The 15,363-nt window shown below is 24.6% G+C and carries 13 protein-coding genes; all 13 read left to right on the top strand.

What is annotated here, in order from left to right; genetic code table 11:
- The first annotated feature begins 173 nt into the window (after positions 1 to 173).
- The 13 genes from LJD32_RS02300 to LJD32_RS02240 all read left to right on the top strand — a co-directional run bounded on the left by LJD32_RS02300 (position 174) and on the right by LJD32_RS02240 (position 15,351).
- Complete coding sequence (locus LJD32_RS02300) at positions 174 to 1,070, top strand: alpha-1,2-fucosyltransferase (RefSeq protein ID WP_227391694.1); 897 nt, start codon at positions 174 to 176, stop codon at positions 1,068 to 1,070.
- The gene (locus tag LJD32_RS02295; RefSeq protein WP_227391695.1) at positions 1,071 to 1,964 is read left to right on the top strand and encodes a glycosyltransferase family 2 protein; all 894 of its coding nucleotides are present in this window, start codon (positions 1,071 to 1,073) and stop codon (positions 1,962 to 1,964) included. It abuts the gene before it with no gap.
- Entirely contained in the window at positions 1,957 to 3,219 is a 1,263-nt protein-coding gene (locus tag LJD32_RS02290) for an O-antigen ligase family protein (protein WP_227391696.1), read from the top strand. The genes LJD32_RS02295 and LJD32_RS02290 overlap by 8 nt, the downstream gene beginning before the upstream one ends.
- A 208-nt stretch (positions 3,220 to 3,427) precedes the next feature.
- Complete coding sequence (locus LJD32_RS02285) at positions 3,428 to 4,324, top strand: glycosyltransferase family 2 protein (RefSeq protein WP_227391697.1); 897 nt, start codon at positions 3,428 to 3,430, stop codon at positions 4,322 to 4,324.
- Positions 4,321 to 5,754, top strand: a complete 1,434-nt coding sequence (locus LJD32_RS02280) for a flippase (RefSeq protein ID WP_227391698.1) — start codon at positions 4,321 to 4,323, stop codon at positions 5,752 to 5,754. The genes LJD32_RS02285 and LJD32_RS02280 overlap by 4 nt, the downstream gene beginning before the upstream one ends.
- A gap of 230 nt (positions 5,755 to 5,984) precedes the next feature.
- The gene (locus LJD32_RS02275) at positions 5,985 to 7,217 is read left to right on the top strand and encodes a nucleotide sugar dehydrogenase (RefSeq protein WP_227391699.1); all 1,233 of its coding nucleotides are present in this window, start codon (positions 5,985 to 5,987) and stop codon (positions 7,215 to 7,217) included.
- Between the two features lie 139 nt (positions 7,218 to 7,356).
- Complete coding sequence (locus LJD32_RS02270; RefSeq protein ID WP_227391700.1) at positions 7,357 to 9,201, top strand: AAA family ATPase; 1,845 nt, start codon at positions 7,357 to 7,359, stop codon at positions 9,199 to 9,201.
- 23 nt (positions 9,202 to 9,224) lie between these two features.
- Positions 9,225 to 10,163 (top strand): HNH endonuclease, encoded by a 939-nt coding sequence (locus LJD32_RS02265; protein ID WP_118573536.1) that lies wholly within the window; start codon positions 9,225 to 9,227, stop codon positions 10,161 to 10,163.
- A 141-nt stretch (positions 10,164 to 10,304) separates the two neighbouring features.
- Entirely contained in the window at positions 10,305 to 10,451 is a 147-nt protein-coding gene (locus tag LJD32_RS02260; protein WP_227391701.1) for a hypothetical protein, read from the top strand.
- An 83-nt stretch (positions 10,452 to 10,534) separates the two neighbouring features.
- The gene (locus LJD32_RS02255; protein ID WP_227391702.1) at positions 10,535 to 11,770 is read left to right on the top strand and encodes a hypothetical protein; all 1,236 of its coding nucleotides are present in this window, start codon (positions 10,535 to 10,537) and stop codon (positions 11,768 to 11,770) included.
- 9 nt (positions 11,771 to 11,779) lie between these two features.
- Positions 11,780 to 14,038, top strand: a complete 2,259-nt coding sequence (locus LJD32_RS02250) for a hypothetical protein (RefSeq protein ID WP_227391703.1) — start codon at positions 11,780 to 11,782, stop codon at positions 14,036 to 14,038.
- The gene (locus tag LJD32_RS02245) at positions 14,031 to 14,234 is read left to right on the top strand and encodes a hypothetical protein (protein ID WP_227391704.1); all 204 of its coding nucleotides are present in this window, start codon (positions 14,031 to 14,033) and stop codon (positions 14,232 to 14,234) included. Before LJD32_RS02250 ends, LJD32_RS02245 begins: the two co-directional genes overlap by 8 nt.
- The gene (locus tag LJD32_RS02240; protein ID WP_158574239.1) at positions 14,212 to 15,351 is read left to right on the top strand and encodes a protein kinase; all 1,140 of its coding nucleotides are present in this window, start codon (positions 14,212 to 14,214) and stop codon (positions 15,349 to 15,351) included. Before LJD32_RS02245 ends, LJD32_RS02240 begins: the two co-directional genes overlap by 23 nt.
- The last annotated feature ends 12 nt before the right edge of the window (positions 15,352 to 15,363 follow it).

The following is a 15,363-nucleotide window of genomic DNA, read 5'->3' as shown; positions in this document are numbered from 1 at the left end:
AATTCTAAATATGTGATATTTAGAAATTATGTAATAAACATAGGTATTTTTATAAATTTTTGAAAAATATGCAAAAGTCTATGGTGTGAAACAAGTGTAAGTTAAAAAATAAAGAAAGGGAATATGTTATTTGCTCGATTGATATGAGCATTTATTTTGTGTGGATGAAAGATTTGAATAACAATAAGACTATAGTAGTGGGATTGATGGGCGGACTAGGAAATCAGTTGTTTCAATTGCAATTTGCGATAGAAATGAAAAAAAAATATGGAGCAACATCAATAATAGTTGATACATCTTACTACAATAATTATAAAATAAGATCGGTAGAGATAGATAAAATATGTAATAATGAAAATATTATTTTTACAAATGATTATAAAGATTTTAAGTATTTTCTTAGTTATAAATTGTTTTTTTTGATTCAAGGTGTTTATAGACATTTTAGAAAAAAGGGAATTAATTTTCTTTTACCGTATATTTCAAAATTTGGATTTTTTTATACAGATACAGAGGTTGATAGACTTCCAAATAATGTAATCGGTAATAAAATTTATTGTTGGGGATATTTTCAGGATGTAAATTATATAACTGATTTGGAAGAAATTAGAAATTATTTTTCAACAGAAGATTTCAAGAAAGATATATCTAGCAGAGAGGTTATTAAAATTGCAATAAGTGTTAGATGTGGAGATGATTATATATCAAAAGGCTATCCCATTTGTGATAAAGAGTATTATATGCACTCTATACAATTTATTGAAAAAAAATGTAAGTGCAAGAAGCAGTATATATTATTCACAGATGATTACGAAAAAGCAAAGTGCTATTTACCTGAAAATATAAGTTATATTAATGCTTCGAATTATAATCCAATAGATCAATTGAAATATATGGCTAAGTGCCATTCATATATTTTAAGTAATAGTAGTTTTGCTTGGTGGGGTGCTGTGTTAGGAGAATATAATCAAAAGATAGTGATTTTGCCTGAGTATTGGGACATGGCTCATAAAACAAATTCTGTGAAATTAATAATGGATGGATTTTATATATATAAGGAGGATTTTTAAATGGAATTAGTTTCGGTGATTATAACAACATATAATAGAAATGATAAATTTGAAAGAGCATTGAAATCAGTACTAAATCAAAATTATCCTAATATCGAAATTATTATAGTGAACGATTATCCGGGGGATGATTATGAATTAGTTAAGATTATAAATAAATATTCAAAATTAACAAATTTTAAAATAAAATATAAGAAAAATGATGTAAATTTAGGTGCACCATTATCTCGAAATGAAGGAATAAAGGAGACAAAAGGGAAGTATATTTGCTTTTTGGATGATGATGATGTTTTTCTACCTTTAAAAATAAGTGAGCAAGTTAAGTATATAAAAAAATCAAATACAGATTTTTGCTATGTATTTTCCAAAATATATAGAAATGGGAAATTAAGAAAAATTGTTGAGAATAGAATATTGGAAGATGATCAATTAAGTCAGGCGGTTACTAAAACGTTTGGAGGAACTTCATCGCTTTTGTTTAAAAGAGAAGTACTTGAGAATGTAAACGGCTTTTTAAAAATACCATGTGGTCAAGAATGGGAATTAGAATGTAGATGTATTTTAAATGGGTATAAAATGGGATATGTTGATAAAGTTTTGTTGTATACTTATGAAAATTCTAATGAATTAAGTATAACAAATTCTAAAAATGAAAGAAAAATAAAAGAATTATATAAATACAAATTTTTTTATTGTAATAAAATTAGTAATATGGAAATTCGAGACAAAATAGCAAGAAAGCTAAATATAGAATATAGAATCCAAAAGATTTTTTATAGTGATAAAAAAAATAATATTTTATTGTATTTCAAACAATTTGATAAAAAAAATCCATACTATTCATTAAAATTAATCATGAAATTTATAATAAAGGTTTTTCTAAAATATGATTAATTATATCTTTTTGTTTTTATATATAGTTTTTTTTGTTAAAATGATGACCATTATTTATGGTATATATAAAAAATCATTTTTTTCTTGTATGGTTGTATTGGAAATTATTTTTATTTTTTGCCCGGATTTTTTATTATTTGATTATTTCCATTTAAACCTTAATAGTTTGTTTATGATTTTTTTTACAGTGATTTTGCCTTTTATATATATTGTCGGTCAAAAGAAAATATTAGTATATTTAAAGTCGAACATAGCTCAAATATTAATGTATATAATATGCTTGGCTTCAATACTTTTTGTTTTTATATCTTCAAATAATTGTGAATATTCTATACAAAAATTTGTTTTGATTACATTAAAAATTTTGATACCTACAGTTTTATTGATATCAAATATTTCACAATTTAAAGAAGTTGATGATTTATTTAACACACTATTATATGCTATATTATTATTCTGTTTGAAATATTATTATATATGTGGTTTCTTTGGATTCCGTAGTACGTTTGAAGCAATGAGATTAGATACATACATGAGTAATTTAATTTGGATTAGTAGAATAGATTGTTTAGGGATTATTATATTTATTAAAAAAATATTAAAAAATAAGAAAGTTTTCATTTTTGATTTTCTTTCGTTATTTTTATTAACTACACAGGTCTTATTTTTGTCTTCAAGAGGTCCTATGTTGAGTTTAGCAATTGCAATGTGTATTGTAATAATTATTAATTTAAATATTAATAATGTTATTAAATATTTAAAATATACGCCACTAATTATTCTATTGCTTTTTATATCATATAAATTATTTCAATTTATTGCTGCTTCTGGTAGTATAAATTATTTTTTATACAAGCTTACTTCCTTTGGGAAAAATGGTAGTGATGCTGGAAGAATTCAATTTATGACATTATCCTTAGAAAGGTTTAAAGAATCTCCATTATTTGGGGTTGGGATTGGGCTTTTTCAAAAAGATTATTCATTTGCAAGTGAATTAGCTAGATATCCTCATAATATTATATTGGAGATTTTGTGTGAATTTGGATTGATTGGCATTACAACTTTCACGATTTTTATTTTAAAAATAATTTCGAAAATAAAAAAAGTGCCAAATTTCTTAATTTGCTTATTTACATTTTATTTTGTTAACTCGTTATTGTCAGGAGATATAGTGGGTAATTTAGAAGTATTTGTAATAGGAACATTGATTATTTCATATAATTATTTTTCTTGTAGAGAATATAGTGTTAATTAAAAATTTATATGAAAAAAGTGTTTAATACAATTCAAAATGAATAAATAGTTTAAAATATTATAAGCTGAATATAGGAAATATGTGATTATAAGTAATATGGTATTACTAGTTTTTTGTGAAAAAATATTATTAAATTCGATAAAAAAAGGAAGAATATCATATTAAATAATTAATATTTTTTAAATACTGTTGGTCTTTGGAGGTAAATATGGAAAAAATAAAGTTTAGTATTGTAATTTTAAACTACAATACAGGAAAAGAAGCAATAGAGTGCATTAGAAGTATTGAAAGAACAGATCTTTCTAAAGTTGAAGTAAGTTATATTATTGTTGATAATTGTTCAACAGATAATTCTTGTGAATTGCTAGAAAGTGAATTTAAAAATAATGATAATATTAATATTTTAAAATTAGAAAAAAACTATGGCTTTTCAAAGGGAAATAACATAGGATATCAGTACGCAAGAAAAAGATATAATCCTGAATTTATAGGAGTTATAAATAGTGATATATTATTTAATCAACATGACTTCTTTAATAAATTTTTGGATATATATAACAAAAATAATTTTTATATATTAGGTCCTGATATATATGCGCCCAAAATGAAAATACATCAAAACCCTTATAAGTTAAGAACACCAACATATGAGGAAATTGAATGTGAACTATTAAAATTTCAAAAAAAATTAGAAAAAGAAAATAAATTAATTGATAATTCACTCATAAATAAAGCAAAATTATTTATAAATAAAATAAGAATAAATAATACAAATAATTATAAAAATGAACAACATAATATTGTGCTGTATGGTGCAGCTTTATTTTTTTCTAAAAAGTTTATTCATATACAAGATGATTGTTTTTATCCAGAAACTTTTTTATATGGTGAGGAAATTTTATTATCTATTTTATCAAAAGAAAAAGGATATGAGAATATATATACACCTGATTTGCAAGTAATACATTTAGCGGGTGTATCAACAAATAAGACACATGGAAAAAATTCTACAAAAAATGGAAATATATTTAGAAATAAACAATTTATATTGTCTAGAAAAAAAATAATGGAAAGAATGAAAGAAATAAAGGGTATTAATGAATGAAAAAGTCAATAAGTAATAATTTAATGTTTACTATGTTAAAAACAGTTTCTTCTCTACTGTTTCCGTTAATTACTTTTCCTTATGCATCACGTGTTCTAGGAGTAAATAATATAGGGCATGTTCAATATTATAATTCTATTGTTAGTTATTTTGTTTTGATTGCACAATTAGGTACTGTATTATATTCTGTTAGAGAAGGATCTAAATATAAAGATGATAAAATAAAATTAAGTCAGTTTTTCAAAGAAATAATTATTATTAATTTTATCTCAACAGTAATTTCATATCTATTATTTTACATATTTGTTATTTTTTTAATGAAGAATACAGATATGATTTTAATTAGTATATGTAGCATAACAATTATGTTTACTTCGTTTCAAATAGAATGGTTATATCAAATTGTTGAAGACTTTAAATATATCAGTATTAGAGCATTTCTTATGCAATTATGTTCTTTAATATTTCTATTGCTATTTGTAAAATCAAAAAATGATTATTATATATATGCAATTATTCTAGTGGCTAGTACTACAGGAAATTGTTTTTTTAATTTATTTAATGCACGAAAGTATATTGATTTTAGTGTAAAGAATGAATTAAACATAAAAAAACATATTAAACCAATAATGATAATATTTGGGACTAGTTTGGCAACATCAATATATTTAAATTTAGATACCGTAATGCTTGGTGCGTTAAAAGGCTCTTTTGCAGTAGGATTATATACAGCATCTGTTAAAGTGGTACAAGCTGTAAAGTCCCTAATTAATTCGATTTCAAATGTTTTATTTCCTAGGCTATCAAATTATTTGGGAACAAAAAAGATAAAAGAATACAAAATATTGTTTTATAATGGTTTAAGAGGGATAATTGTTGTTACATTGCCAAGTGCTATTGGCTTATGTATGTTAAGTAAAGAAATTATTTATTTATTTAGTGGCATAGAATACATACAGGCATGGAAATCATCAATGATACTAGCAATAAATATTATTTTTTCAGTAATTGATGGTGCACTATATTATCAAGTACTGTTACCTTTTGGGCAAGAAATAAATGCAACTAAGTGTACGATATTAGGTGCAGTTAGTAATCTTATTTTGAATTTTATATTCATACCGTTTTTTTCATATAATGGTGCTGCGCTAACAACACTTATTTCAGAATTTATTGTATTTCTTGGATTGATGCATTTTTCAAATAAATCAATTAGTACGGTGAATATAATAAGATATTTAGTAAAATACAGTCTTCTGTGTTTACCAATTATTTTAATTTGCATAGTTATAAAATTGTTTTTTAATTCTGCGATTTTAATAATTGTTGTTTCTTTTATTATATCTGCAATTGTTTATTTTTTAGAATTAATTGCTTTGAAAGATAAAATGGTATTTATTGTTTTAAATAAATTAAATAGAGAGTTATAATAATGTATTAGAAAATTGAAGTTATTAAAAAATTAAAATAATTAATATGGTTTCGATTTAATAAAATATAAATTACACATCTAATGTGACAACTTAATGAAAAAGTATTTATAGATGATAAACACTTTTTCATTAAAAAAATTAAAGAGGTTGAATTAAAAAATGGAAAGGAAAAAAGTATTTTTATGACTATTTAAATTAGTCATTTTTAATTTACTTAGGTGAGGTATATGAAAATAGCAGTCGCAGGAACAGGATATGTAGGATTGAGTATCGCTACATTATTAGCACAACATCACGAAGTGATGGCTGTGGATATCATCGAAGATAAAGTGAATAAGATCAATAATAGAATCAGTCCTATTCAAGATGAATATATCGAAAAATATTTAAAAGAAAAAGAATTAAACTTAACAGCAACCTTAAATGCAGAAGATGCATATAAGGATGCTTTTTTTGTTATCATTGCTGCACCAACAAACTATGATTCAAAGAAGAACTTCTTTGATACAAGTGCAGTAGAAAGTGTAATCAAACAGGTCATGGAAATTAATCCAAATGCTATTATGGTGATTAAAAGTACTATCCCTGTAGGATATACGCAAAGTATTAGAGAGAAAACTGAAAGTAAGAATATTATCTTCTCTCCTGAATTCTTAAGAGAATCAAAGGCATTGTATGATAATCTTTATCCTTCAAGAATCATTGTAGGAACAGATATGGAAGATGAAAGATTAGTAGAAGCAGCACATACATTTGCATCACTTCTACAAGAAGGGGCAATCAAAGAAGATATCGATACATTGTTTATGGGATTTACAGAAGCAGAAGCAGTAAAACTGTTCGCTAATACATATCTAGCATTAAGAGTTTCATATTTCAATGAATTAGACACCTATGCAGAATTAAAAGGATTGGATACACAACAGATCATTAATGGAGTATGTCTAGACCCTAGAATTGGATCACATTATAACAATCCATCCTTTGGATATGGAGGATACTGTTTACCAAAAGATACAAAACAGTTATTAGCTAATTATGCTGATGTACCACAAAACTTAATAGAAGCAATTGTTGAAAGTAACAGAACAAGAAAAGACTTTATAGCTGATCAAGTATTAGAAAGAGCAGGAGCGTATGAATCAAATGATTCATATGATCAAGAAAAAGAAAATGAAGTAATTGTTGGAGTATATAGATTAACAATGAAATCAAACAGCGATAACTTCAGACAAAGCAGTATTCAAGGTGTTATGAAAAGAATCAAAGCTAAAGGAGCAAAAGTTATTGTCTATGAACCAACATTAGAAGATGGAACAACATTCTTTGGAAGTGAAGTAGTAAATGACTTAAATAAATTTAAAGAAACAAGTCAAGCAATCATAGCGAACCGCTATGATAGTTGTCTAGATGATGTAGAAGACAAAGTATATACAAGAGATTTATTTAGAAGAGATTAAAAGTTTGTTCTTCTTTGAATAATGCTAAAAGGAAATAATTTGTTATGAAGAGTAGCACTAGAGTGTTGCTCTTTCTTTTTATGTTATAATGTAAACGGTTACAAAACTATAAAACTATATTAAAAATAGGGAGGATTTTATGGAATTATTATATATCTGGATTGGTGATAATCCAATTGATACATTACAACAAGAATTTTGTTTTACACCTGAATATGATATTCATTTTGATTATTTAAACAATGAGTTGTTTATTCAAAAGAAAAATATACCTAATATTTTTAAAACGGACAATATATTAAATATTAGTGGTGTAGTTGGTGAAAATGGGACAGGGAAAACTATATTATTAAATAAACTAGGGAGCATATCTGATACTAAATTAAAATCACAAAAATCAAAAGTAAAAAAAGAATTTATTGCTGTTTTTTATGATGATGTTGTTGTTATTATTAATTCAACAAATCAGAAAATAAAAGTTGAAGGAGAGGTGACAGATTATTTAATAAACTATTCAAGTTCCAAAACAAATAGCAATCTAGATCAACTATCCAAAGTTTACCTTACAAATAGTAATTTTTCTGGAGAAAATTATTATCTAAAGTTAGGAGAAATTGACTATATTAATTTATCAAGTAAAACATTTGAAATTTTAGAAAAAGAATTTTTTTCTTCTAAAGGAGCATTGAATGATCAACGTGGGGTGAATAATACAAAGTTTGATATTATGCAAAGTATATTTCTTAATTTTATGGATAATCGTTTTCGAAGTTTGATTGATATTGATTTTTTAGTGTATGTAAAAGGTTTAAAAGATAGATTCATTGGTAAAGATATTTCAAATGTTCGATTTAAAATAGATAAGATTGATGATTTTATTAGTAGTGATTTAAAAGATTTAAACTACTATACTAAAGACTATCACAAAAATGATGTTGAAGAATTTGAAAAGAAATTTATAAACCTTCATACAAATATAAATTCAAATAATAATATAACTTCTTCTTTAATTATGAATCTGGCGGGAGAATTAATTTACTGTTATCCTAATTTTAATGAACATATTGGGGAATGCTATACAATTGATGAATTGTATGAAAAATGCAAAGGATTTATTAAAGAATATACATTTACAGATAGTAAAGATAATAAAGAAAAAAAATATTTTCAAAATTCAATAAAAGAGATAGACAAAATAAAAATAAAAAGAAAAACCTTTGAAAAAAATGGAAATTGTTATACAGAAAATATAAAAACATTTTGGAAGTTAATTAAAAATTTTATTTCCAATGAAACTTCCTTCGTATTAAAATATATTCATATATTAGACGAGTACACTTCATCTGGTGAAAGAGCAATCCTTAATTTCATGTCACGTATATATTTTTTATCAAAAATTAAAGATTATTTTAAAGATAAAGGTTATAAGTTAAGGGAAAATATTTTATTATTAATTGACGAGATAGATCTTTATCTACATCCGGCTTGGCAGCAAAAAATAATAACGACATTAATAAACGAATTAAATGAATGCTTTCCAGATAACGTATTCCAAATTGTTTTTTCAACGCATTCACCAATTGTTTTATCAGACATGCCTACACAAAATTGTATTTTTTTAAAGAAGGATCATACAGGAATAATAATGAAAAAAGAGGTTAAGCAAACATTTGGATGTAATATTTTTAATTTGTATAAAGATGCTTTTTTTTTAGAAAATGGAAATACTTTTGGTGAGTACTCAAGGACTTTTATAAATAATATAGCTAAAGAAATTAAAACTGGAAAGTTTGATGATAAAGAAAACATTAATCGTTTGATTGATCTCATTGGTGAGCCTATTATTCAAAATCATTTAAGAAAATTAATTAATGAACCTAAAAAAAATAAATTAGATTCTAGTCAAAATGAAGAAATGATTCGTTTTTTAGAAAAACAAAAAAGAGAAATCGAAAACAAAATAAATGAACTAAAGAAACAATAATGTTTAAAAGGTTGTGAAGAAAAATGATTAAAATATCAAAGATATGTGATAAAAATAAAAATGAATTTTATGCTGACGTAAAAAAATCATATTCAGATCTATTAGAAAAAATAAAGAAGAATGAGAAAAATATATATAATATTGAAAACAGAAATAAAATAATCGATTACTTTTATGAGGATGATAAGATATGTGAAAATAAAGTAATAGAAGTGATTACTGGAGATCGTAAAGCTCTAGAAAAAGTTATAAAAGAAATTGGTATTTTAGAAAAAAACAAAGATGATAAAAAGTTACATGATGAATTTGAAAGTATATATAAAAATTTTACTAATAGAGAGTTTGGAAGAACTTGGGGTAAGAAAATAGGAGTAAAAATATGTCCTTATTGTAATAGAAGTTTTATTTATACAACACCCAAGAAGGGAACACGGCCACAATATGATCATTACTATCCTAAATCTAAATATCCATATTTAGCCCTATCAATGTATAATCTTATTCCATGTTGTCCTGTGTGCAATAACGCTAAAAATGCGGAAGATACTTTTGATAATAAGAGTTTATTATATCCCTTTGAAGAGGAATATGGATATGATATTTTTTTTGAAATTGAAACAGATGAGCAGTTATGTTATTTAGGATTATCTAATGATTTTAATATAAAAATTAAATCAAAGGAGAATGTAGAAGAAGATTTAAAACAAAAAGTACAAAATAGTTCAAAAATACTGCATATAGAAGAATTGTATAATTTACATAATGATTATGTATCAAAGCTTTTAAGAAGCAAGTATATTTTTACAGATGAATATTGTCAATCTTTATTAGATACTTATCCAGGCTGGTTTTTTGATATGAATGAGGTTAAAAATCAATTATATTTTAATTCTTTGCAAAAGGAAGAATGGGGAGATCAAATTCTTTCAAAATTAACTTATGATATTTTAAATAGTGAATAATTTCATGCATTTCATAAAACATAATCAATAATTTTAAAATTAGTAGGATTGATAGTTCGTTTTACAAGAAATAATCTTATTATTAATATATAATAGATGCCATGAGGAATTCATAAAAAATACAAGAAAGGATACTTATCTATGAAATATTCAAATGAAACGAGCCTAATAGGAAAAGCAGCTAATAGTTTAGATATTAAAGGTGCTATTATAGGCAAAACTTTAGACTTTATAATACAGTTTATTAATAATAGGGTAAATGAAAAAAATGGAAAAATTTATTTTTAGAAACAGGAGAACAAGTAGTTAAAAATCTTGATGATCAAGAAGGATTTAAAAATGATTTACTAGTTATATTTTCTAAAGATAATATGCAAAATATAGCTGAAAAAAGCTATGACAAAAGAGGATATGAATTAATTTCTTATTTAGAAAATGAAATTGTTGAATTATTTATTGAATACGGAGTATCGGAAAGAAATGCACATGAATATAGTTACCATTTCATTCAAATTATATTAGATGAATTAAAGCAATATGATACTGATAAAGCCTTGGAAACTTATTTAGAAATTTGGAGAAAACAATCAGAACAAAACTATTTTTCTCTAAAGAAACAGTTAGATGCAATTGAAACTGAAGTAAAAAATCTTGGTAAAGATAATATTCATATTTTATCAATAGAAGATATTGAATCTGATATTAAAAAAAGTAGTTCTTTTGAAAAATTAAGTTTAGATTTTTTTGAAATTGATGATGAACAATTTGAAATGGATTTTGAAGATCAATTAGATAATGAAAAAATTATCATAGTTGGAAAATCAAAAGAGGAAAGTTTGTATCGCATTTTAAATTATTTAAAAAGATTTTCTAAAGATAGAATAATTTTAATTGTGAAAGACGAAAAATCTTGGTTAAGTCTTATAGAGGATGATATAAGAAATGCAATCCTTGTACCTTATTTTAATAGTGAAGAAATACTAGTGAAAAAAGATAATACAAATATCTTCATTTATAATGAAGGGGATATTTCCTATGAAACTAATGAATTACATCTTAGAAAAAGAACCATTCATAACTTACTTAGTGCTTTAGAAAAAATAGGATTAGATTACGAAGATGCTAGAAATCTTGTAAATAATACAAGTGGCATCTATGCATTTATGAGAAAACATTTATTTAATCGTGTCAGTAATTTTAAGCCGCAATGGGTGGAAAATAGATCGAAAGCAGTAATTGCGGCTTTACTATGTGGATCATGGGCGGAATGTGAAGGAGATAAAGAAATTATTTCTAAACTTGCGGAAAAAGAGTACGACGGTGTTATTCAAGAACTTAATTCTTATTCAACAGTTGAAAAACCATTTGTTATTAAAATTGATAACCATGGCTCAATACGTTATATGATTTCTTCGATTGAAAATGCATGGATGGAATTGGATGCATTGATTTTTCCTGAAAGTTGGAAACAGTATATTTCTTTGTTAAAAGAGGTTTTTGAAGAATTAGAGCCAATTTTTAAGAAAGATTTTAAAGAGCATTATTTAGTGAATGTTATAAAAGAAAAACCTAAATATTCAAAAGTATTAAAAGATGGAATGTTGTGAACATTGGTTATGAAAGTAATTTATAAGAATAATCAAAATTATCAATATCAAGTTGATAATATAGTTAAAGCAATATTAGAAAACATACGAGGAATAGAACAATGGGCATGTATTTCTCAATATTTTATACCACTATGTGAGGCATCACCAAATTCATGTTTGGATAGAATAGAATCTGAATTTGTTAAACCAACAGGATTAAAAGAATTATTTGAAAAGAATTCAGGAGATATATTTAAAAGTAATAATTACTATGTAAATATCATATTTGGTTTAGAACAGTTAGTTCATATAAGAAAATATGTTTCTCGAACAATAAATTGTTTTTTTAGAATGAATGAATTTGAAATAGATTACAAAATGGGAAATAGTCCTAAAAATACATTAGAAGTCATTTTTTGTCCATGGTTCGATTCATGCTCCTTAAATTCAAATGAAAAAATTAAACAAGCTCAAAGTTTAATTGAAAAATATAAGACAGCATGGAATGTATTTGCAAGTCAGTTACCTGAGTCACACGCTATGATGTCTCCCTTATTGCAACCTAAATATAGGATTGTTAATGAATCTGAAGAAATTACTTACGGTGATTTAGATAATGTATATATTGAATACTTAAATTTATGTACGCAATACGCTGGTATGGATAAAAACCGTTGGAAAACTCTAATTGAGCATCTAGATAGATATTCAATTGATCTTCAAAAAAATTTTTTTAATAAATTGATTAAGAAGACACAATCAATGTGTGACAATGATAAAGAGTATTTGAAAACAAAAATACGTTATATTGTTTATAGACATAGATTTTATAATCAGAGCGATTGGGCAATAGAAGAAGATAAACTTATGATTTATGAAAATACAATAAGTGCTATTTCTTTTAATAATCCTATTTTTGATTATAGATATTTATTTATAAAGCATAATATGCCTCTTCTGCATCCAATTCCATATAAAGGTGATGATTATAGAAATAAAAATCAACAATTAAAAAATCAATTGATTGATGATAAAATAAATGAATTTATCAAAAAAGATTATTCAATTGAGGATTTAATAGATATCTTAGTAGGTGATGATGACTATGATATTGGAACAGTTTTGGCACAGTATTATTGTAAATGTAAATATAATAAAGAAATTTTGAATCTTTTAATAAGCAAAGATTCTCAAGGAAAGCAAACTAGATCATTTATAGAAACTTTTTACTGTAACAAAGTAATTGACTTAAGAAGTGTTATTAATGATTTAAAAGAAATGACAGATAATGCAGAATTAATATCCGATATATTTTCATTACAAAGAGTAAATGGAAATGAGGATGCTTACATTTTCACGGAAGATGAACAGGTAAAGAGTATTTTTTGGAAAAGAGAAAGATGTTTCTTTATATTTGAAAATGCTAGTAAAGAGGTAATTGGAAAAGCATTAGCCGAATGTTTAAAGTATTCAAATAAGGAAAACTATATTTTATTTTTAGATGATATGAAAGATTACTTTTCTTTACAAGAACTATATGATTATTTCATCAAAATTTCCAATTTGAAATATGAAGGTCATTACTCTGTTATGGATTATCCGTTGCAAGAATTGTTAGAACTATTACAAAAAGAATTTATTAATGATGATGAAAAATGTAGTGAAATTGCAAAAATAGAATGGATATTCAGTGGTATTTTAGACTGGGATACAATGAAATGTATTCAAAGAGAAATAAAAAGAAATCCTATTTTTTATGCTGATTTAATTTGTTGTATTTTCAAAGATAAAGATGGAAATAAAAAAATGGATATTGATGAAAATATACGAAGTAGTTTAACTAGTTGCTTTTATAAAATGAAATTTTGCCCTTCAGAAAAAAATGGAAATGTTGATTATGAAGAGCTTTGTAAGTGGTTAGAGGATTTTAAACATTTATTAAAAGATCAAAATCAGGAATATCTTTATGAGAGACTAGTTGGTTCATTATTTGCAAACGCTCCAGTGGGTAACGATGGATATCCACCACATGAAAGTGTAAGAAAAATTATTGAAAAATATAATAGTAATGATTTGAATAAGTCATTTATTATTGAAGAGTCTAATAAAAGAGGAGTATATTCACCTGACGCTGGAAAATCTGAAAAAGAAATAGCAAATAAATATTATAAATTTTCTAAAGCATTAGAAATTGATTATCCAATAACAGCAAATATATTCTATGAATTAGGTAAATCTTATGATGAAGAATCTTTACAACAAAGGATGGCTGCCGAAAATGAATAAAAAAAATAAAATTTATGAGGGAGCAAGATACAAATTTGTTATAAAGAAAGAAATAGGTTTGGGTGGCAATGGAAAAGTATTTGATGTAGATATAATAGGATATCCAAAATTGGATTTTGTTGCAAAGTTTTTTTCTGCAGATAAAAGAAATCTAAAAAAGTGTAATAAGAGATTTGAACGTTTTAAAGAGATTTGAACGTTTTAAAAAGGAAATAGAATATGTAAATAAGCTTACTGACATTGAGGGGATTATGTTAATTGAGGATTGTAATTTATCTTCAATGGATAATTCTTGGTATTTAATGAAAAAGGTCAGGGAGTATAAGGTTAATACTAGAAAAAAACTCAATGAGAAGTTAGATGATATAATGAAAATTGCTTTAGTTATAAAACAATTGCATTCCCGAGATATGGAACATAGAGATATTAAACCAGATAATATTCTTATTTTAAATAACAGAGTATATTTAACAGATTTTGGATTAATATTTTGTGATAACGATATTGATAATTTGACAGATTTAAATGAAAGAATAGGCCCGGGTAAAATCGCGCCACCAGAATTTAGTAATTTGGGAGCGTTTAGTTATATTGATTTTAAAGCTTCGGATGTTTACTTATTTGCTAAGGTAATTTGGATGATTTTGAAAGAAGAACCGTTTGGCTTTTATGGACCTTATAAATATGGAGAAGATTCAAAACAGTTGTTACTTGATGAAAAAAAATATTCTGTTGAAACATTTATTCCAATAAATAAATTAATTCATGAAGCAACCTATGATGATTTTACGAAAAGAATCAATATTGATGATTGTATAGGTTACATTGAATTACAACAAAAACTTATTTCTAATAATTTAAATGACGATGAAAAAGTAATTATTAATAATTTAAAAAATGAAGAGCTTTTAATAAAATTTAAAGAAGATAAATGTTCAAAACATATAATATCAAATAAAGAATTTATAGCCGAGTTTTTACAAAAAAATCAATTTCCTTCAAAAATAAAAATTTGTGGAACAATTAGTGATGACAAAGAAGAAGTAAAAGAAAAAGAACTCTTATTAGAAATTTCAAGAGTGAGAATAAATCACAACTATTGTCAAGGTTATTATTTTATAAATAAAAGAAAAATATATGAGTGTCATTTTATTGTAAATGAAATAATTCTTAATGAAGAAAAACAGCAATTTGAATTCCAATTAATAGAAGATGAAAGATTATGGAAATATAATAATATTATTGAAGCAAGAGGCAATATTGTTGGAAAGTATTACGTACCTTCAAATAAAAAAATAGTAATTGATTATTGATTAAAATTTCAA

Origin of the sequence: Faecalibacillus sp. TM498, from assembly GCF_020589955.1 — a bacterium.
GTDB classification, from domain to species: Bacteria; Bacillota_I; Bacilli_A; order Erysipelotrichales; family Coprobacillaceae; genus Faecalibacillus; species Faecalibacillus intestinalis.
The sequence above is the reverse complement of the archived record's forward strand: the minus strand, read 5'-3'. Positions and strand labels throughout refer to the sequence as shown.